Annotated in this window: 17 protein-coding genes and 5 pseudogenes; 11 read left to right on the top strand and 11 right to left on the bottom strand. The window is 49.3% G+C overall.

The annotated features are described in order from the left end of the window. Window positions 1–7 precede the first annotated feature (7 nt). Window positions 8–840: pseudogene (locus CRI63_RS17260) on the bottom strand (GPO family capsid scaffolding protein). 142 nt (window positions 841–982) lie between these two features. On the opposite strand from CRI63_RS17260, the pseudogene CRI63_RS24450 reads away from it, so the two are divergent. The 4 genes and pseudogenes from CRI63_RS24450 to CRI63_RS17240 all read left to right on the top strand — a co-directional run bounded on the left by CRI63_RS24450 (window position 983) and on the right by CRI63_RS17240 (window position 5,696). Next, window positions 983–2,747: pseudogene (locus CRI63_RS24450) on the top strand (terminase ATPase subunit family protein). Next, window positions 2,747–3,787 (top strand): phage portal protein, encoded by a 1,041-nt coding sequence (locus CRI63_RS17250; protein WP_000658059.1) that lies wholly within the window; start codon window positions 2,747–2,749, stop codon window positions 3,785–3,787. Before CRI63_RS24450 ends, CRI63_RS17250 begins: the two are co-directional and overlap by 1 nt. Before the next feature lie 694 nt (window positions 3,788–4,481). Further along, complete coding sequence (locus tag CRI63_RS17245; RefSeq protein ID WP_001580535.1) at window positions 4,482–5,288, top strand: DUF6694 family lipoprotein; 807 nt, start codon at window positions 4,482–4,484, stop codon at window positions 5,286–5,288. 108 nt (window positions 5,289–5,396) lie between these two features. Beyond that, complete coding sequence (locus CRI63_RS17240) at window positions 5,397–5,696, top strand: hypothetical protein (RefSeq protein WP_135520214.1); 300 nt, start codon at window positions 5,397–5,399, stop codon at window positions 5,694–5,696. Window positions 5,697–5,763: 67 nt separating this feature from the next. Here CRI63_RS17240 and CRI63_RS17235 read toward each other — a convergent pair whose 3' ends face one another. The 10 genes and pseudogenes from CRI63_RS17235 to CRI63_RS17195 all read right to left on the bottom strand — a co-directional run bounded on the left by CRI63_RS17235 (window position 5,764) and on the right by CRI63_RS17195 (window position 11,452). Further along, window positions 5,764–5,952, bottom strand: a complete 189-nt coding sequence (locus CRI63_RS17235; RefSeq protein WP_135520213.1) for a hypothetical protein — start codon at window positions 5,950–5,952, stop codon at window positions 5,764–5,766. A gap of 154 nt (window positions 5,953–6,106) precedes the next feature. After that, window positions 6,107–8,520 (bottom strand): annotated as a pseudogene (locus tag CRI63_RS17230) (replication endonuclease). Beyond that, on the bottom strand, window positions 8,517–9,374 hold the full coding sequence (locus CRI63_RS17225; RefSeq protein WP_135520211.1) for a DNA adenine methylase: 858 nt from the start codon (window positions 9,372–9,374) through the stop codon (window positions 8,517–8,519). The pseudogene CRI63_RS17230 and the gene CRI63_RS17225 overlap by 4 nt, the downstream one beginning before the upstream one ends. Further along, window positions 9,371–9,598 (bottom strand): TraR/DksA family transcriptional regulator, encoded by a 228-nt coding sequence (locus CRI63_RS17220; RefSeq protein WP_135520209.1) that lies wholly within the window; start codon window positions 9,596–9,598, stop codon window positions 9,371–9,373. Before CRI63_RS17220 ends, CRI63_RS17225 begins: the two co-directional genes overlap by 4 nt. After that, entirely contained in the window at window positions 9,598–9,831 is a 234-nt protein-coding gene (locus tag CRI63_RS17215) for a DUF2732 family protein (protein WP_001244212.1), read from the bottom strand. The genes CRI63_RS17220 and CRI63_RS17215 overlap by 1 nt, the downstream gene beginning before the upstream one ends. A gap of 67 nt (window positions 9,832–9,898) precedes the next feature. After that, window positions 9,899–10,240 carry a DUF5347 family protein gene (locus CRI63_RS17210; RefSeq protein ID WP_000996713.1) on the bottom strand — a complete coding sequence of 114 codons (342 nt, stop codon included), beginning with the start codon at window positions 10,238–10,240 and terminating at the stop codon, window positions 9,899–9,901. 22 nt (window positions 10,241–10,262) lie between these two features. Then, the gene (locus tag CRI63_RS24845; protein ID WP_021576389.1) at window positions 10,263–10,487 is read right to left on the bottom strand and encodes a hypothetical protein; all 225 of its coding nucleotides are present in this window, start codon (window positions 10,485–10,487) and stop codon (window positions 10,263–10,265) included. Between the two features lie 11 nt (window positions 10,488–10,498). After that, window positions 10,499–10,654: pseudogene (locus tag CRI63_RS24445) on the bottom strand (phage filamentation protein Fil family protein); the annotation flags it as partial. A gap of 7 nt (window positions 10,655–10,661) precedes the next feature. Beyond that, window positions 10,662–11,171: a phage regulatory CII family protein gene (locus CRI63_RS17200; RefSeq protein WP_135520207.1), complete on the bottom strand. Its 510-nt coding sequence runs from the start codon at window positions 11,169–11,171 to the stop codon at window positions 10,662–10,664. 32 nt (window positions 11,172–11,203) lie between these two features. Continuing rightward, entirely contained in the window at window positions 11,204–11,452 is a 249-nt protein-coding gene (locus tag CRI63_RS17195; RefSeq protein ID WP_000063849.1) for a hypothetical protein, read from the bottom strand. Between the two features lie 116 nt (window positions 11,453–11,568). On the opposite strand from CRI63_RS17195, the gene CRI63_RS17190 reads away from it, so the two are divergent. The 7 genes and pseudogenes from CRI63_RS17190 to gabD all read left to right on the top strand — a co-directional run bounded on the left by CRI63_RS17190 (window position 11,569) and on the right by gabD (window position 18,781). Next, the gene (locus CRI63_RS17190; RefSeq protein WP_024221118.1) at window positions 11,569–12,201 is read left to right on the top strand and encodes a phage repressor protein CI; all 633 of its coding nucleotides are present in this window, start codon (window positions 11,569–11,571) and stop codon (window positions 12,199–12,201) included. Window positions 12,202–12,203: 2 nt separating this feature from the next. Beyond that, the gene (locus CRI63_RS17185) at window positions 12,204–13,229 is read left to right on the top strand and encodes a site-specific integrase (protein WP_024221119.1); all 1,026 of its coding nucleotides are present in this window, start codon (window positions 12,204–12,206) and stop codon (window positions 13,227–13,229) included. Window positions 13,230–13,241: 12 nt separating this feature from the next. Continuing rightward, on the top strand, window positions 13,242–13,427 hold the full coding sequence (locus tag CRI63_RS17180) for a hypothetical protein (RefSeq protein WP_135520206.1): 186 nt from the start codon (window positions 13,242–13,244) through the stop codon (window positions 13,425–13,427). A gap of 331 nt (window positions 13,428–13,758) precedes the next feature. Further along, window positions 13,759–14,139, top strand: a complete 381-nt coding sequence (locus CRI63_RS17175; RefSeq protein WP_135520204.1) for a hypothetical protein — start codon at window positions 13,759–13,761, stop codon at window positions 14,137–14,139. Between the two features lie 904 nt (window positions 14,140–15,043). Beyond that, window positions 15,044–16,022 (top strand): annotated as a pseudogene (gene glaH, locus CRI63_RS17170) (glutarate dioxygenase GlaH). A 19-nt stretch (window positions 16,023–16,041) separates the two neighbouring features. Continuing rightward, window positions 16,042–17,310 carry an L-2-hydroxyglutarate oxidase gene (gene lhgO / locus CRI63_RS17165; RefSeq protein ID WP_135520202.1) on the top strand — a complete coding sequence of 423 codons (1,269 nt, stop codon included), beginning with the start codon at window positions 16,042–16,044 and terminating at the stop codon, window positions 17,308–17,310. A 22-nt stretch (window positions 17,311–17,332) separates the two neighbouring features. Beyond that, window positions 17,333–18,781 (top strand): NADP-dependent succinate-semialdehyde dehydrogenase, encoded by a 1,449-nt coding sequence (gabD, locus tag CRI63_RS17160; RefSeq protein WP_000772848.1) that lies wholly within the window; start codon window positions 17,333–17,335, stop codon window positions 18,779–18,781. Window positions 18,782–18,783: the final 2 nt, after the last annotated feature.

The raw sequence follows: 18,783 nt of genomic DNA, 5'->3' as shown, positions 1-18,783 counted from the left end.
TGCTCCATCAGCAATTGGTCAGAGTGTCAGCGGGGGCGTTACCGCCTGTTGCACGCTGGCGGTAGTCCTGGCGGCTGTCTTCATGACTCAGCTTATTCACCAGTTCGTTAAAGGCGGTTTGCTGCTCCTGCAGAGCAGTCTCCAGCTCAGACAGGCGTTCTTCCTGCTCAGACAGGGATTTTTCGGTGCGTCCGCTCAGGTTTTGCTGCTCAGTGGCGACCAGCTCCACGGCCTTATGCACATCAGAGAACCGGGCATCGTCTGACTGCTCTTTTTGGTGAACAGCGCCGTGACGCGGGCAAACAGGGACGGTTTGTCGTCCTGGACTTCTTCCAGTTCGATCACCGTTTCCTCTGCGGCGGTAAAGAGATTGGCGGGATTCTGCTTGCGATTTGCCAGCGGGTTATGGGCTGCACTGGCGCTGAATGTCAGCATTTCCGTACCCAGACTGGCGGGATCATCAGTGGCAGCCAGGCCGACCAGGTAGGCTTTGCCCGTATCAGCAAACTTCGGGCTGACTTCCATAGAGGTGAATAATTTCTGGCCTTTTTTCACCAGCTCCACCAGGGACTCCGTTGGCTCAACGTCGGCATACAGCGCCATCTTGCCCGCCAGCGGACCTTCCGTGATTTCTTTAGCAAACAATGCCGTCACCTTGCCGTAGCGATTAAAGGTGCTGTCCGGCAGATAAGACTTAATGTGCTCAAGGTTAATCAGCGCGGTATACACCGCCGGGTTGTAGCTGGCTGCCATCTGTTCCAGCCATTCACGCTGGATTTCGCGTCCGTCGGTGGTGGCACCTTCCACCCCGATGCGAAAACGCTTTGCTTTCACTGTCATGAGCCGTGCTCCGTTAGAAAAAACTTACTGGAGCCTTATGGTTGCGGTGATGGGGGCAGTGAAACAATGCGCGGTATTTGTACCGACAACCACACAAACCGCAGGCGGGGAAAGCCTTCATTCAAGGCTGTAGGTTTGTGCCATGAACACCACACTGACACCCGCAGATCTCGATCCCCGTCGGCAGGCCATGCTGCTGTACTTTCAGGGATACCGCGTAGCCCGCATTGCTGAAATGCTGGGCGAGAAAGTTGCAACCGTTCACAGCTGGAAAAAACGCGACAAGTGGGGTGATTATGGGCCGCTGGATCAGATGCAGCTCACCACCGCCGCACGCTACTGCCAGCTCATTATGAAGGAGCACAAAGAAGGGAAAGATTTCAAAGAGATTGACCTGCTGGCGCGCCAGTCGGAGCGCCACGCGCGGATCGGCAAGTTTAACAATGGCGGCAACGAAGCGACTTAAACCCTAACGTCGCCAACCGCAACAAAGGCCCGCGTCGTCAGCCGGAAAAGAACGTTTTCACCGATGAACAGATTGAGAAGCTGGAAGAAATCTTCCATTCCTCCATGTTCAACTACCAGCGCCACTGGTGGGAAGCCGGAAAAACCAACCGCATCCGCAACCTGCTGAAGTCACGCCAGATCGGTGCGACCTTTTACTTTGCCCGTGAAGCCCTGATTGACGCCCTGCTTACCGGACGTAACCAGATTTTCCTTTCTGCCAGTAAGGCACAGGCCCACGTCTTTAAGCAGTACATCATCGACTTCGCCAAAGAAGTGGAGGTGGAGCTGAAAGGCGATCCGATGGTGCTTCCCAACGGGGCCACACTGTATTTCCTCGGCACCAATGCCCGCACGGCCCAGAGTTACCACGGCAACCTGTATCTGGATGAATATTTCTGGATACCGAAATTCCAGGAGCTGCGCAAAGTGGCTTCCGGTATGGCTATTCACAAGAAATGGCGACAGACCTATTTTTCCACGCCATCCAGCCTGACACACAGTGCTTATCCGTTCTGGTCCGGTGCGCTGTTCAACCGTGGGCGCAACAAAGCCGATAAGGTGGACATCGACCTGTCCCACAGCAATCTGGCCCCCGGCCTGCTGTGCGCAGACGGGCAATACCGCCAGATAATCACCGTGGAAGATGCGGTACGCGGCGGCTGTAACCTGTTCGACCTCGACCAGTTGCGCATGGAGTACAGCCCGGACGAATACCAGAACCTGCTGATGTGCGAGTTCGTTGACGATCTCGCATCTGTGTTCCCGCTCAGCGAATTGCAGGCGTGCATGGTGGACAGCTGGGAAGTCTGGACCGACTTTCATGCACTGGCCCTGCGCCCGTTTGGCTGGCGCGAAGTGTGGATCGGTTATGACCCGGCAAAAGGTACGCAGAACGGCGACAGCGCCGGATGCGTGGTGGTGGCACCGCCAGCCGTGCCAGGCGGTAAGTTCCGCATTCTTGAGCGTCACCAGTGGCGCGGGATGGACTTCCGCGCCCAGCTGACGCCATCAAAAAACTGACCGAACAGTACAACGTGACCTATATCGGTATCGACTCAACCGGCGTCGGTCACGGGGTTTACGAGAACGTGAAAGCGTTCTTTCCTGCCGTCCGGGAGTTTGTCTACAACCCCAACGTTAAAAACGCCCTGGTACTCAAGGCCTACGACATTATCAGCCACCGCCGTCTGGAGTTTGACGCCGGACATACCGACATTGCGCAGTCATTCATGGCAATCCGTCGCGCCACCACCGCCAGTGGCAACCGCCCGACCTACGAAGCCAGCCGCAGCGAAGAAGCCAGCCACGCCGATCTGGCATGGGCAACCATGCACGCACTGTTTAACGAACCGCTGCAGGGCGAGTCCGCCAATACCAGCAATATTGTGGAGATTTTTTGATGAAAGAACATATCGCGCCAGGCGAAACCGTAACTGCAGAAGAAACTAAAAAACCCGTTGCGGAGGCTTTCAGCTTTGGTGATCCCATTCCTGTACTGGACCGCCGCGAACTGCTGGACTATGTGGAATGCGTACAGATGGATCGCTGGTATGAGCCACCCGTCAGCTTTGACGGACTGGCGCGCACCTTCCGCGCCGCCGTGCACCACAGCTCCCCGATCAGTGTTAAGCGTGACATTATCAGCAGTACCTATATTCCACATCGCCTTCTCAGCCAGCAGGCATTTACCCGTTTTGTGCAGGACTATCTGGTTTTTGGTAACGCCTACCTGGAGAAACGCACGAACCGCTTTGGTGAAGTTATTTCGCTGGAGCCTGCACTGGCAAAATACACCCGACGCGGGCTTGACCTTGAAACATACTGGTTTGTGCAATACAGCCTGACGACACAGCCGTATCAGTTCACAAAAGGTAACGTCTTCCACCTGATGGAGCCGGATATCAACCAGGAGATTTATGGTCTGCCGGGTTACCTTTCTGCCATTCCGTCAGCTCTGCTCAACGAATCCGCCACGCTGTTCCGCCGCAAGTATTACATTAACGGCAGCCACGCAGGCTTCATCATGTACATGACCGACGCCGCACAGAACCAGGAGGATGTGAACAACATCCGCAAGGCAATGAAAAGTGCTAAAGGACCGGGCAACTTCCGCAACCTGTTTATGTACTCGCCTAACGGCAAAAAAGATGGCATTCAGATTATCCCGTTGTCGGAAGTCGCGGCGAAGGATGAATTTCTGAACATCAAGAACGTCAGCCGCGATGACATGATGGCGGCTCACCGCGTACCGCCGCAAATGATGGGCATCATTCCCAACAACACTGGCGGCTTTGGGGATGTGGAAAAAGCGAGCCGTGTCTTCGTCCGCAATGAACTGATGCCCCTGCAAAAGCGACTGCAGGAGCTGAATGACTGGCTGGATGAAGAGGTTATCCGTTTTGAAGCCTATGACTTAGGACTTAAGGGCAAACGAAGCTGACATACTCATAACATCAATAACCGACCAACTCTCACAACGCCTCAGCAGCATTCTGCGGGGCGTTTCTTTTTGCCCTGACATCGCCCCCCCTCCACTAAATGAGGCCGCCAGCGGGCCAGAGGCTGTGCCGGATTTTGGCCATTTTACCCCGTTGCGCGCGCTCGTATCCCCGCCACGCCTGCCCGCTTTATGTAGTGGTTTTCATGCACCTGCATGACATGAGCAAAAGCCCGCCAGTTCTGGCATGTCTTAGCCAAACCGATCCTCAAACGATCATGCGAACTCATGCAGCATAGACATGCATGACATGAAAATCGGTCAAACCTTGAAACCAGTCATAAATATGAGCCAGCTTAATACACACTAAATAGCTGCGTCTAATACTGCTACACCTGCCGTTTACTGACATGTGGCATGTCGCGTAAGGGCAACATACTGTAGGCCAGATACAGCAGGATCAGGCGAAGAAAACGGCCCCACGCCTTACCCAGCAAGGGCTAACCGAAAGTGGAGCATTATTCCGCGCAGTTATTTAGTGTCAGCTCTTTTGAGCTAAAATCAAGTTTCAACATGAGGGGCTGCGCAGGCTTTCTCATCCCGCTAATTTATACAGCACACCTATATGGCTATGAGTTTGTCATGCCAGCTAATCCTGTTAGGATTAGCCTTGTTTTTTTACGATTGGGATAGGGATATGAAGAAATTAACTGGCGTAATTGCTTTTGCTCTGCTGCTTACTGCTTGTGACAAACCGAAGATCGATGCATCAAGCGATCAGTCGATGAAAGAGTCCATTCAAAAAGTAAGAGAGTCCTTACCTGCAGATAAAAAAGCTCAGTTTGATGATGCAGTTAAAGTCGTTGCCTTTAGCCAAATCAACATGAGAGAGCTAATGCAGGCTGGAACGTCTTCTGGGGACGTCTACGAAACAAAAATTAAGTCAGCGTTGGAAGGTAAAACTGGTGATGAGGTTATAAATTACGCACAAACTATTCGCCTTGAGCGTGAGAAGAGAGAGAAAGAACAGGCTCTGCAAGAAATAAAAGAACTGGAAGCCAAACAAACCTCTGCAACACAGGCTGCGGAAAAAATGAAAGCCTTCAAGGTCGAACGTTCCCGTTTTTATTTCCAGAAAGAGGATTACGGCAATGATCAGCCAATTCTGGATATTAGCGTTGAAAACGGAACAGACAAAGCGGTTGCCAGAGTATTCTTCAAAGGAGTTATTGCCAGTCCAGGAAGAAGCGTCCCTTGGTTCTCTGACGTCTTCAACTATAAAATTTCTGGAGGTCTGGAACCAGGTGAGAAAGCCAACTGGAAATTAGCCCCTAATAGATACTCTGATTGGGGAAAACTTAAAGTTCCGGCTGATGCTATATTTACCGTCACAGTCATTGGCCTTGAAGACGCAGATGGGAAATCGATCTATGGTGACGCCGAGTTTTCAGAACGCGATGCTGACAGACTGAATCAACTTAGAGATAAGTACCTTTCTAAATAATCGAAATTAAAGCTACTTCAGCATAGTCCCTGAGAATATATATCAGGGACTACCAAATCACGGCAGATACCCCTTAGTTAAATAATGCTAAACGCTTAGAAAGAGACCATGAAACGTATAACTTTCTCCTTTACGTTAGTAGCAATCATCATAGCCTTGGCTGGATGTGCTTTGCCAGATAAAGACGGCGACTTCGGAGCTTATGTTCATGCCTGTCAGCAATATGCATACGGAAAATCCTATGCCTTTGAGAATAGAGACTTCGCGTATAAGGTCTGTAAGGACGCGGCGAAACTGTGGAGTGACGAAGTTCCTGGCTATGTCATCAGGCAAATTCAACTACATCCTGAAATACCCAGCGAAGAAATTAAATATGCAGCCATGGCCGGCTCTTTGGGGAACAACTAAATCAACTTATGAGAAAGGGGCTTAATGCCCCTTTTCGGTTCCCTTATCAAGTCCTAACGAAACAAGCTCAACTGATTACATCCATCGACCTACTGTATTCATGGCTTCGAATTTTCGCCATCAACTCATCAGTCAATTCAGAAACCCACTGCAGAGCCAGCCCCTTCTCTTCATCGCTACACTCACTAGCCGCTACAAGCTTAAGAAAAAAATCAATGCGCTGGAGCTTCAAAGACTCCCAAAAATAGTCCTGCATCTTTCCTCCTATAACACCATACGCAACACTGTATATATAACCACTGTTTATATTTACAGTATATAATAATCTTACTGATGTAAAACGTTTTTTTTACGTTCATCAGCCTGATATGCCTGGTATTATTAAGAGCACGAATTGTTAACCCGCGTAATTAATACAGATCCCGCCACTTATCATCTTCCTGCAAACGCTGGTTCCGATAGAAGATACGCAGGCCTGCTCCTGACGGAATACTGCCGCCACGAAGCAGTAAATCGACTTCTTTCTCGCTGCCATCAAATCCTCTGGACTTCAGTTCATAGACGAGCTGCTGACGCTGATGGTCTGTAATTCGCTGTTTGTGGTCTTTACGCCGTTTCGGTTTAACCAGGCGTAATCTTGCTGCCAGTTCCCGGTGCTCTTTTTTGCCCATACTGTGCAGGTAATCGTGCAATTCCTTGTCATCCATGCAGGAAATGTCCGTTCTGGTATCCCCGTCTGCTGATTTATCTTTCTCATGTTGGTTCAAATTTTCAGCAAGGGGACAGTTATTGCCACGAGTCCAAGGGGCGCAAGCGCCCTGGTCGGCTACCGCCTCCTGAACGTCAACGGCTTTACGAACCATTTTCCACTTCACTGCATGAGTGCAGATCTTGCCCTCTGCAATGGGTGACCAGATGCCATAAATACGAATGCCGTGATCGCCATAGGCGGTCGGCTCTTCGTTAATTTCATAAGCAGTTCTGATGAGGTGATATTTGCGGGGAACCAGTACACCACCCTGCTTCATGATGTAAGTGGCAAAACAACCAGCATCAGCAGCAGCCAGGATGGCATCAAGGCGCGGGTTATCCAGTACCGGCGCACCTGCTTTTTGTCGCCCTGTTGCCTTGCCGCCTGACCAGCCAGCAATCGCAGTTCACGGTAAGCCTGACGCCCCGGAATACCAAAGAAGCGGAATTGCTGAACACGATGCAGAGACGCCCAGGCATTAACGTATTCAGCGTTATCACGCAGAGATTTACCCGTTTCCTTGCTGATCTCGCCAGCCAGACCACGCCCGTCAATGTTCTTGCTGATATATTTCGCGATGTAGCTTGTCGGCGTTCCTTTGCGCGGGTTAATCAACTCAGACTTAAAGCGTGGTCCCGTGTTATTCCCCAGCTCCTCGCGGTCTTCACGAATGGCAAACTTACGCAACAAAGCAGTAATGGCGCGGCGATCTTTTTTGCGCATAAAACACAACAGGTGCCAGTGAACTGTACCGTCATGATGCGGCTCAGCCACCCGCACGCCATACCAGCGCAATCCGGCTTTGTGCATCGCCTTACGAAATGCAGCAAACATGCCGACCAGATAATCACTGCTTTGTCTTACCGTCGCATTTGTCCAGGTCGGGTTGGGCCTGCCGTTATTTAGCGTGGAATGGAAACGTGACGGACAGGTGATGGTGTAGAAAACGGCGCAGTCACCGCGCATTTCCGCGATAAGCTCCAGGCCTTTAACACAGGCCATCATCTCATTGCGGCGATGCGCAGAGTTGCTGCTGCTGGCGTTTACCACATCCTCCATGTCCAGCGTGTCGCCGTCTTCGTTCACCAGTTCATGAGAACGAAAAAACTCCAGCGACTTACGGCGCTGCTCACGTTTATGCATCACGGCTTCATAGCTGACATAGGGAGATGCTTTTTTGCTGACCAGGCAGACAGCACGCAACTGCTCTTCCCGCCATTCGCAACGCATCTTCCATAATTTCCGGTACCACCAGTCAGCGCACAACATACGCGCCAGCGAACCCGGAATGAGTTCATAGGGCACGGGTTTACGGCGGTTTCTTTTCCGGCGGAGTTGCTCAAACGCAGGCGGGATGACATCCAGACGCAGGGTTTCCGCTGCCACCTTTTCCCATGTATTGCGGATTTCTTCTGGCTTAACGTCATCGGTGACATACAAATCGCCACAAGCTGCATCAAGGCACATGCTCATATGCGCAGCGACAAGGGTAGACAAGCGTTTCACCTGATCCTGACTCATTTCAGGCAGGATCAGCAGGCCGTCCAGCCCTTCATGGCTTGCCATAAAGCGAAAAGAAGTGGATAGCTGACTGTCGCGTACATGCTCCAGTCGTTCCAGACATGGCTTAATCGTCTCACGCAAATAGCGGGAATAAGCCTTTGGCCTGCCCAGGCTGCTGAAGTATTCAATACGTTGCATCAGCGGCTTGCTGATATGGGAAGGCTGGGCATTGACGTCCGCCAGAATGACCATATCTGGATTAAAACGCTGCTGCTCATGCGCCAGCTTTGCCCGGCTAATGAGCTTATCCTGCTCCATTTCGCGTTGGACAGGATCACGGGATTCATTAAAGAAATAACGCTCCCAGACCTGATCACTCAGTGCCTCGCGGCGCAGTTGTTCCTGCTCGTTATCGGCAGCGTACAGAGTGATCAGGTTTGAAAGCGCAGAAACCGGCGCAACTTCCGCCGGGTCCAGATAAGGGTTAATGGCCTTTTTCGGGCCGTTCCATGAAAATGCTGCTGCGGCCTCGTTAAAGCCGCTAGAGTTGCTCATATCGTCATGACTCATACACGCACCTCGTACACAGCAGAACTATCCACGCCACGCGAAGGATCAAATCCCACCCAGCAGCGCGCCCCGGAAACAGCAATGATTTCTGTTGCAGATTTACTCTCGCCAGCCGACACGCCGATGCTGCGTTTTGCCTTGATGTAGTGGTGAGTGAAATTGCGATACAGCGAACGAATCAGGGATGTGTCACTGTTAGAAACAATGACCGGATGACCTTCAGATGATCGATGTTCAAGAACGGATGCCAGGTGATACTGGTCATCCTCAGTGAAGCCATCAGTGTGATAGCCGGAAAACGTACCGTCATACGGCGGATCGCAATACACCACATCCCCCGCCTTCAACATCGCCAGCGTTTCATCAAAGCTGGCGCAGATAAACGTTGCTCGCTGGGCTTTTTCTGCAAATGCGCGAATTTCTTTTTCAGGGAAATACGGATTTTTATAATTACCGTAGGGAATGTTGAAATGCCCGCTCTTGTTATAGCGACATAAACCACGGTAACCGTGACGATTGAGATACAGGAAATATACCGCTTTCATGAAATCAGTAATTTCAGTTGAGTAATTAAACTCCTGCCTTATGTTGTAATAAGCCACCTCCCTGTTTGCGATCTCAAATAAAACTCTGGCGCGAGATATAAACGATTCACAATCAGCAGCAACCTTTTTATAGAGGTTGATTAAATCAGGATTAATATCCGCAACAAGATAGCTGGGGTACTCCGTCTCCATCATCACTGCACAGGAACCCGCGAAAGGTTCAACCAGTCGCGGGCCAGCAGGAAGATGCTTTTTCAGTTCGGACATAATGGCGGTTTTATTTCCCGCCCATTTCAGGATGGTGCTCATACAGCACCTCCGTTGTAATGTTTGCCTTTCAGCTCTGCGATTTCCTGACAGGTAATGCAAAGCTGCACATCCGGAATGGCACGGCGGCGTGCTGGCGGAATTGGCGCTTCACACTCAATGCAAAGCACGCGGGACACGCCCGGCGTTTTGGCACGGGCGGCACGGATATGACGCTGGCGTTCTTCTTCAACGCGCTGCTGTACGAGATCCATTGCATCAGCCATTAGTGGATCTCCTGCGCTTCGTTCTGGATTGCTTCAGCTGCCACACGCAGCAGTTCAGCCGCTTCAACGTGGTTTAGCTGGCGGGATGTGATATGGCACGCAAGGCTATCAAGGCGAGCTGCCATTGCTTCAGCTCTTGCCCGACGTTCTTCCAGACGAGCCTCTGTCAGTAAAATATTAAGTCCTGCGTCATCCGGTCCGGTTTTAGTCGAGAGGGTTTCAATATTACGCATAATCAATTCTCCTGAATTTAGATAAAGGAATGCCCGGCGGGTTTACGCCATGAATTTCATTAATTGGTTAATTCGGCATGGCTAGCCGTCTGGGAAATAAGCTCACCACTGCACGAAGATGATTCATTACTTTAATCAACTCCCGCTTTTCGTCAGTGGTCAGCTCATTAATGCTGATGCTATGACGTTCAGCTGGAATTTTTGCTATAAAGAATATAGCAGCCAGTGCCCGTTTATTTCGTTCATAATTAACATCCCGTGGATCACGTATATCTTTAATAAACCGCTCAAGCTCTGACTCAATATTCAGGCCAAATACTTTCGCCCTTAATTCCGCAATATGATTAAGTCCATTCAGGCGTTCACCTGGGCTTAATGGAACAGTCGCCGCAGCGCCATTAATTGCCATAATTCATATCCCCAAAACGCAACTATCGCTCTTTGTTCTTACGGTAACGCTCAAGAGGAGATATATTTTTTCGTATCATCTCTTTAACCTGCTCTCCCCGTAAAAACGTCCCATCCTTTAGCGTGAAAAAGTAACTGCCATCGCCCGACAACGACGGATAACAACAGAGCAAATCATCTTCAGGTACTGAATAACTCTCCCCTCTGTAACGAAACTGATAAACCACTTCACTTTCCGCTGCATACATTTTGACTTTCTCCGTTTCCCCGTGGTCAATTCAGACAGCAATTCATCTTGTGAACGGCACGGATGCCAGCGTTTACCATCCTCACCCATGATCCAGCCGTGACCGTAGTGCATTGCCGGGCTTTGTTTTACCAGCAGCGATGCAAATGATGGTTCTTTCGTCAGCATAAGCACCTCACAGCAAACCGAATGAAGCACCGAGGCCAGTCACGGTATCAACTGCACTCGCCATCGCAGGATTAGCCTGTAAACGGGCCTGCAATGAAACAGCCGCCAGCGCCATCAATCGTGTTACAGAGTTAATGCTGCTGATAGCATCACGACGACCTGCACTGGTTTTTACATCGCCAGATACCGCACCTGCAGCAACACGCCCGATCTCTGCAGTTGCACTCATGACGTAATGCGGCAGTTTCTCTTTTGCCACTTCATTAATCGGTACGCATGGCAGGCAGTGAATCTGTGCCAGAAAGCCATCTACCAGCGTTGAATCTTCAGTCAGATCGGTAAGCAGCCAGATTTCTGGTGCGGTGAGCTGATGCGATTGATCTGGGTTGAGTTTGTTTCGCAGTGTCTGAACATTCATTCCTGCACGTTCTGCCAGCTTCGCCATATTGTGACGTAGTGCAAAAGCTCTACAGGCTTCATCAAAATGCGGATGTTTGGAAATCTTGTAATCAAACATGCTGCCCCCTTAGAAAGTTCTCATAATTGAACTTAGTCACCAACGATGACATTAAAGTTGAAATTGGATTGGCCCATGTTTTTCCTGACTTGTTCCTTTTTGTACTCAAGGTAACGTATACATACTCTGTCTTTCGGTTTTTCTTTTCTTTCCAAGAATTTAGCGAGTTTTCCATTATGAATCATTTGATATACCGAACCGCGAGAGCGGCCTTCCCATTCCGCGAACTCAGCTGGTGTCGCCATCACTTTTGGTACACGAATTGAAATGTCGTTGCTCATAGTGCAGTATCTCTTAGTTTGTAATCGTATCATCTCGTTTTATGTGGTTTGGTTTTGCTTTTCAAACCATGAATGGATATTAAGATCTCATTTTATATGCGTCAAGGGGTTTGATTATGAGTCTAATCAAGGGTGGAAACGATAGTGGGGGTCGTGATGCCATCAACAGGCTGATAAAAGCCTACAATTTCAGCTCACGCCAACAACTCTGCGAACACTTAAAAGTATCTAAAAGCACCATGGCAAACAGATACTTAAGAGATAGCTTTCCAGCAGAGTGGGTAATTCAATGTGCTCTAGAAACCGGGATCTCGCTTCTTTGGTTGGCAACCGGACAGGGTGATATGTATGCAGATAACTGTGACTCAAACATTCTCAAAAATGATAATGACGTCACAATTAGACCACTTTCTAAAATCGTAGCTCCCAGTATCAAATACACAGAATTAAGAAATGGTGAACTTCAATCATATGACGAAATTTTATTAGATAGCAGGTTGGTTGAGGGCGATTCGTCAAACTATCTATTCATACAAACGACAACAGAAAGTTTTATTGTTGATGTATCTGTAAAACAGATCAGTAATGGCTCTTGGCTTGTTGATATTGATGGAGTGAAAAGCATCGTAAAAGTAGCTCGAATTCCCGGAAATAAGCTTGTTGTTCATCAGGAAGAAACAACCTTTGAATGTGCAGTTGATGACGTAGCCGTTGTAGGGCGTGTGGTAAAAGTGATTAAGAGCATCTAATAATGACGATCAGAAAACAGCCGAACGGAAAGTGGTTATGTGAATGCTACCCAAACGGGCGAGATGGCAAACGCGTACGTAAACAATTTGCGACAAAAGGCGAAGCCATTGCGTTTGAACGTTTCACAATGGAAGAAGTGAACAAAAAACCGTGGCTGGGGGAAAAGGAAGATCGGCGACATTTGTCAGAAGTGATTGAACAATGGTACTCACTTTACGGACAGACGCTTGCTGACCCCAAACGCCTGATGGCGAAACTTAAAATTATCTGTAATGGTCTGGGCGATCCCATCGCTTCAGAACTGACCGCCGGTGATTTTACGAAATACCGGGAAGCACGGCTAAAGGGTGAAGTGCGAAATGAAGATGGCGCGCTTATGTCGCCTGTTAAGCCCCGCACGGTAAATCTTGAACAACGCAACCTGTCATCGGTTTTTGGCACACTGAAAAAGCTGGGACACTGGTCAGCACCAAACCCACTGGCAGGACTTCCTACATTTAAAATTGCTGAAGGTGAGCTGGCCTTTCTTTCCATGGACGAAATCAAGCGCCTGTTGGATGCCTGCGCAGATTCTCAAAGCCCCAGCCTGCTGATGATTGCAAAAATATGCCTGGCCACCGGAGCACGCTGGAGTGAAGCAGAAAATCTGCAGGGACACCAGTTGTCAAAATACCGCATCACATACACCAAGACGAAGGGCAAGAAAAACCGTACCGTGCCAATATCTCAGGATCTGTATGACGAACTTCCCAAAAATAGAGGGAAATTATTCACACCATGCAGAAAAGCCTTTGAGCGGGCAGTAAAGCGGGCCGGTATCGAACTGCCAGAAGGACAATGCACCCACGTGCTACGCCATACATTCGCCAGCCACTTTATGATGAATGGCGGTAATATACTTGTGCTTAAAGAAATTTTAGGCCATACCGATATAAAAATGACCATGATTTATGCTCATTTCGCACCAGAGCATCTTGAAGATGCGGTGACAAAAAATCCTTTAGCCACTCTTTTTTCTACTAATTAAAAGGTAATTATTATGACAGAGCTCTACCTTTTAGATCGAAACATAATTGATCTAATGAATAAGCACAACAATTCTTCTAATATCCCAGAACCTAATAGAATTGATATGCTTAATAAATTAAAAGCATTAGATATCAAAGGAAATACTTTCTCACCTTTACTATCAATAATAGAAGGAAAAACCCATAAAAAAACTTGACAGTAACGGCAAATTAGAAATCATAAAAACACCTAATAAAAAAATAAGAAAATTAATTATAGAGGATAGTGAAATTGTAAAATCATTTATTAAAGAAGCTAACACTGATTATGATTTCCTAACATCCAATGTAAATAAACTATCAAAAATAATATATGAAAAAGAAACTGACAGATTAATAGATAAAAAAACAAAATTCCTTGATAAGCTACAAGAAAAAATAGGGGAAACAAAGAAAGTAGAACAACGAGAGAATACATATTATGAGTTTAAAGAGATAGTAAACGAGTTTAATGAATTTAAAAACCAACCGTTTACAATTGTAGCTCTGATGTATATCTTTGGAAGCCAACGAGCTGAGAAGATATTAAAATTTAAAAGTAAAAATTTTTCATCTTATAACCCAATTGCTGATTTTAATCATTACAAAACCACTATCCAACTTAGATTTGATGATAGATTAAAAGATAATGCAAACATACATTTTATTTCACTTGATTCAGATATTGAATTTATACAGCAACTTTTTCATCCTAATAATGCTAAAATTAGTAGTTCAACAAACTACACTAATACTTTAGCTATTGAGTGGACAATTAATAAAAATTTTCTACAGAGTGAAATACCGGAAACAAAGGGCGAACTCAACAATCAAGAATTGTTTTACTCATGCTTTCAAGACTTGTATGGGTACGATGCCCGCGTGTCTTAACAACAGGTGATAAATAGTAGACTTAATACCTACAATGTGGCGGCATTTTGGCGGCAGAGCATTAAAAAAGCGTAAAACGGACAAACACAAAACAACAATAACAGACTGATTTTAAATGAAACTTAATGTTTTTGTTATGGTAAAAATGGTATGTAGGAATTTCGGACGCGGGTTCAACTCCCGCCAGCTCCACCAATCATGATTGGATGGTGTTATCACAACACCAACAAAAACAGGAAGTTAGAAGTCTCATCAGGACACCGACCAGACGGTGGGGAGGACAAAAAAGGAATACGCAACGGAGTCGCGACTCCCTGTGACATTAAAGCCCGCTGATGCGGGCTTTTTTATTGGTCCAGATTCCATCGTGTGTAAACCCCATTCAATTACAGTCCAGACATATACAGCATCCCTCAGGTCAGTATCAGCTTCTCGAAAAATAGTAACTGTCATTAACCCGTTGCCAGAAATAGAAAAATTAGCCTCCATAGCCAGTCTTCCCGGAATCTGTTTGTTCATTAAGATTGTTATCGATGTCATCAAATAACATCGGTTGAATGGGATTGTTCTTACTCACATTAGTCGATACGGAACTCAGTAAGTTGAAGTAACTCCGAACTCTGAAAAAGTAGTTTAAATAGCATTTCAACAGATGAGCAAACAAATGCCATCTGGCCGAAAACTGGATAAAACCGAAATTAATATATTGTTTTAATTATATATTTATGTTCAGCCCAATTTTTATCCCTTACATTTTTTGTTATTGATTTGTTGTTTTTGATCACAATAAGAAAACAATATGTAACTTTTGTGCGCATTTTTCAGAAATGTAGATATTTTTAGATTATGGCTACGAAATGAGCATCGCCATGTCACCCTACATCTCATAAGAGGATCGCTTCTGATGAATGCACTGACCGCCGTACAAAATAACGCTGTCGATTCAGGCCAGGACTATAGCGGATTCACCCTCACCCCGTCGGCGCAATCCCCGCGTCTGCTGGAACTCACCTTCACCGAACAGACGACCAAACAGTTCCTCGAGCAGGTTGCCGAGTGGCCCGTGCAGGCGCTGGAGTACAAATCGTTTCTGCGTTTTCGTGTGGGTAAAATTCTTGACGATCTCTGTGCGAACCAGCTGCAACCGTTGCTGTTGAAAACGCTGCTAAACCGCGCTGAGGGTGCGCTGTTGATCAATGCGGTGGGCGTCGATGATGTCGCGCAGGCAGATGAGATGGTAAAGCTGGCGACGGCGGTGGCGCATCTGATTGGACGTTCCAATTTCGATGCCATGAGCGGTCAGTATTATGCGCGTTTTTGTCGTGAAAAATGTTGATAACTCAGACAGCTATCTGCGCCAGCCGCACCGCGTAATGGAGCTGCACAACGACGGCACCTACGTCGAAGAAATCACTGATTACGTACTGATGATGAAAATCGACGAGCAGAACATGCAGGGCGGAAACTCGCTGCTGCTGCATCTCGATGACTGGGAACATCTGGACCATTATTTCCGCCATCCGCTGGCACGTCGCCCAATGCGTTTTGCCGCGCCGCCGAGTAAAAACGTCAGCAAAGATGTCTTCCATCCTGTGTTCGATGTCGATCAGCAGGGTCGCCCGGTGATGCGTTATATCGACCAGTTCGTCCAGCCGAAAGACTTCGAAGAAGGCGTGTGGTTGAGCGAGCTTTCGGACGCCATTGAAACCAGCAAAGGCATTCTTTCTGTTCCCGTTCCCGTTGGCAAATTCCTGTTGATTAACAACCTGTTCTGGCTGCACGGTCGCGACCGCTTTACCGCGCATCCGGATCTGCGTCGCGAACTGATGCGCCAACGCGGCTATTTCGCTTACGCCACTCACCACTACCAGACGCATCAGTAAGCGCAAAGGAATTGAGCGGATGTATGATTTTGTGATTATTGGCGGCGGCATCATCGGCATGTCGACCGCCATGCAACTGATTGATCTCTATCCGGACGCCCGCATTGCGTTGCTGGAAAAAGAGTCCGGCCCGGCCTGTCACCAGACGGGCCACAACAGCGGCGTGATCCATGCCGGGGTCTATTACACGCCCGGCAGCCTGAAGGCGCAGTTTTGCCTGGCGGGAAATCGCGCCACCAAAGCCTTTTGCGATCAAAACGGCATTCGCTACGACAACTGCGGCAAGATGCTGGTTGCCACGTCCGATCTCGAAATGGAACGGATGCGCGCGTTATGGGAACGTACAGCGGCGAACGGTATCGAGCGCGAATGGCTAAACGCCGACGAACTGCGCGAGCGCGAACCGAATATCACCGGGCTCGGCGGTATTTTTGTGCCGTCCAGCGGTATTGTCAGCTACCGCGAAGTGACGGCGGCGATGGCAAAAATCTTCCAGGCCAGAGGCGGTGAGATTATTTATAACGCCGAAGTCAGCGGCCTTAATGAGCATAAAAACGGCGTGGTGATACGTACCCGCCAGGGCGGCGAATATGAAGCATCGACGCTGATTAGCTGTTCCGGGCTGATGGCTGACCGGCTGGTGAAAATGCTCGGCCTCGAACCTGGCTTTATTATCTGCCCGTTCCGCGGCGAGTATTTCCGCCTTGCGCCGGAGCATAACCACATTGTTAACCACCTGATTTACCCCATTCCCGATCCGGCAATGCCGTTTTTGGGCGTGCATCTCACCCGCATGATCGACGGCAGCGTCACCGTCGGGCCAAACGCGGTGCTGGCGTTCAAACGCGAAGGCTATCGCAAGCGCGACTTCTCATTTAGCGACACGCTGGAGATTTTGGGCTCGTCGGGGATTCGCCGGGTGCTGCAAAACCATCTACGCTCAGGACTGGGCGAGATGAAAAACTCGCTGTGCAAAAGCGGCTATCTGCGGCTGGTGCAAAAGTATTGTCCCCGGCTTTCGTTAAGCGATCTCCAGCCCTGGCCTGCCGGTGTGCGGGCGCAGGCGGTATCGCCGGACGGCAAGCTGATTGACGATTTTCTATTTGTCACCACCCCGCGCACGATCCACACCTGCAATGCGCCCTCCCCGGCAGCGACATCAGCAATTCCTATTGGTGCGCATATTGTCAGCAAGGTACAAACGCTGTTGGCAAGCCAGAGTAACCCCGGACGCACGCTGCGAGCGGCACGTAGTGTGGATGCCTTACACGCCGCGTTTAATCAATAACCTTTGAAAACAGGATGTAGCGATGAAACTTAACGACAGTAACTTATTCCGCCAGCAGGCGTTAATTAACGGGGAATGGCTGGACGCCAACAATGGCGAGGTCATCGACGTCACCAATCCGGCGAACGGCGACAAGCTGGGTAGCGTGCCGAAAATGGGCGCTGATGAAACCCGCGCCGCTATCGACGCTGCCAACCGCGCCCTGCCCGCCTGGCGTGCGCTCACCGCCAAAGAACGCGCCAACATTCTGCGCAACTGGTTCAATTTGATGATGGAGCATCAGGACGATTTAGCGCGCCTGATGACCCTCGAACAGGGCAAACCGCTGGCTGAAGCGAAAGGCGAAATCAGCTACGCCGCCTCCTTTATTGAGTGGTTTGCCGAAGAAGGCAAACGCATTTATGGCGACACCATTCCCGGTCATCAGGCCGATAAACGCCTGATTGTGATCAAGCAGCCGATTGGCGTTACCGCCGCCATCACGCCGTGGAACTTCCCGGCAGCGATGATTACCCGCAAAGCCGGTCCGGCGCTGGCGGCAGGCTGCACGATGGTGCTGAAACCCGCCAGTCAGACGCCGTTCTCTGCGCTGGCGCTGGCGGAGCTGGCGATTCGCGCGGGCATTCCGGCAGGCGTGTTTAACGTGGTCACCGGTTCGGCGGGCGCGGTCGGTAACGAACTGACCAGCAACCCGCTGGTACGCAAACTGTCGTTTACCGGCTCGACCGAAATTGGCCGCCAGTTAATGGAACAGTGCGCGAAAGACATCAAAAAAGTGTCGCTGGAGCTCGGCGGCAACGCGCCGTTTATCGTCTTTGACGATGCCGATCTCGATAAAGCCGTGGAAGGCGCGCTGGCCTCGAAATTCCGCAACGCCGGGCAAACCTGCGTTTGCGCCAACCGTTTATACGTGCAGGACGGCGTGTATGACCGTTTTGCCGAAAAATTGCAGCAGGCGGTGAGCAAACTGCACATCGGCGACGGGCTGGATAAAGGCGTCACCATCGGGCCGCTGATCGATGAAAAAGCGGTAGCAAAAGTGGAAGAGCATATTGCCGATGCGCTGGAGAAAGGCGCGCGCGTGGTTTGCGGTGGTAAAGCGCACGAACGCGGCGGCAACTTCTTCCAGCCAACCATTCTGGTGGACGTTCCGGCTAACGCCAAAGTGTCGAAAGAAGAGACATTCGGCCCCCTCGCCCCGCTGTTCCGCTTTAAAGATGAAGCTGATGTGATTGCGCAAGCCAATGACACCGAGTTTGGTCTTGCCGCCTATTTCTACGCCCGTGATTTAAGCCGCGTCTTCCGCGTGGGCGAGGCGCTGGAGTACGGCATCGTCGGCATCAATACCGGCATTATTTCTAATGAAGTGGCCCCGTTCGGCGGTATCAAAGCCTCGGGTCTGGGTCGTGAAGGTTCGAAGTATGGCATCGAAGATTACTTAGAAATCAAATATATGTGCATCGGTCTTTAACT

The sequence above is a fragment of the Escherichia sp. E2661 genome, from assembly GCF_004745185.1.
Taxonomy (GTDB): domain Bacteria; phylum Pseudomonadota; class Gammaproteobacteria; order Enterobacterales; family Enterobacteriaceae; genus Escherichia.
The sequence above is the reverse complement of the archived record's forward strand: the minus strand, read 5'-3'. Positions and strand labels throughout refer to the sequence as shown.

What these genes read in the sequence shown, in the direction of transcription:
- CRI63_RS17250 (WP_000658059.1), top strand. Translation starts at nt 2,747, where the DNA reads ATGAAAGAACATATCGCGCCAGGCGAAACCGTAACTGCAGAAGAAACT.
- CRI63_RS17245 (WP_001580535.1), top strand. Translation starts at nt 4,482, where the DNA reads ATGAAGAAATTAACTGGCGTAATTGCTTTTGCTCTGCTGCTTACTGCT.
- CRI63_RS17240 (WP_135520214.1), top strand. Translation starts at nt 5,397, where the DNA reads ATGAAACGTATAACTTTCTCCTTTACGTTAGTAGCAATCATCATAGCC.
- CRI63_RS17235 (WP_135520213.1), bottom strand. Translation starts at nt 5,952, where the DNA reads ATGCAGGACTATTTTTGGGAGTCTTTGAAGCTCCAGCGCATTGATTTT.
- CRI63_RS17225 (WP_135520211.1), bottom strand. Translation starts at nt 9,374, where the DNA reads ATGAGCACCATCCTGAAATGGGCGGGAAATAAAACCGCCATTATGTCC.
- CRI63_RS17220 (WP_135520209.1), bottom strand. Translation starts at nt 9,598, where the DNA reads ATGGCTGATGCAATGGATCTCGTACAGCAGCGCGTTGAAGAAGAACGC.
- CRI63_RS17215 (WP_001244212.1), bottom strand. Translation starts at nt 9,831, where the DNA reads ATGCGTAATATTGAAACCCTCTCGACTAAAACCGGACCGGATGACGCA.
- CRI63_RS17210 (WP_000996713.1), bottom strand. Translation starts at nt 10,240, where the DNA reads ATGGCAATTAATGGCGCTGCGGCGACTGTTCCATTAAGCCCAGGTGAA.
- CRI63_RS24845 (WP_021576389.1), bottom strand. Translation starts at nt 10,487, where the DNA reads ATGTATGCAGCGGAAAGTGAAGTGGTTTATCAGTTTCGTTACAGAGGG.
- CRI63_RS17200 (WP_135520207.1), bottom strand. Translation starts at nt 11,171, where the DNA reads ATGTTTGATTACAAGATTTCCAAACATCCGCATTTTGATGAAGCCTGT.
- CRI63_RS17195 (WP_000063849.1), bottom strand. Translation starts at nt 11,452, where the DNA reads ATGAGCAACGACATTTCAATTCGTGTACCAAAAGTGATGGCGACACCA.
- CRI63_RS17190 (WP_024221118.1), top strand. Translation starts at nt 11,569, where the DNA reads ATGAGTCTAATCAAGGGTGGAAACGATAGTGGGGGTCGTGATGCCATC.
- CRI63_RS17185 (WP_024221119.1), top strand. Translation starts at nt 12,204, where the DNA reads ATGACGATCAGAAAACAGCCGAACGGAAAGTGGTTATGTGAATGCTAC.
- CRI63_RS17180 (WP_135520206.1), top strand. Translation starts at nt 13,242, where the DNA reads ATGACAGAGCTCTACCTTTTAGATCGAAACATAATTGATCTAATGAAT.
- CRI63_RS17175 (WP_135520204.1), top strand. Translation starts at nt 13,759, where the DNA reads ATGTATATCTTTGGAAGCCAACGAGCTGAGAAGATATTAAAATTTAAA.
- lhgO (WP_135520202.1), top strand. Translation starts at nt 16,042, where the DNA reads ATGTATGATTTTGTGATTATTGGCGGCGGCATCATCGGCATGTCGACC.
- gabD (WP_000772848.1), top strand. Translation starts at nt 17,333, where the DNA reads ATGAAACTTAACGACAGTAACTTATTCCGCCAGCAGGCGTTAATTAAC.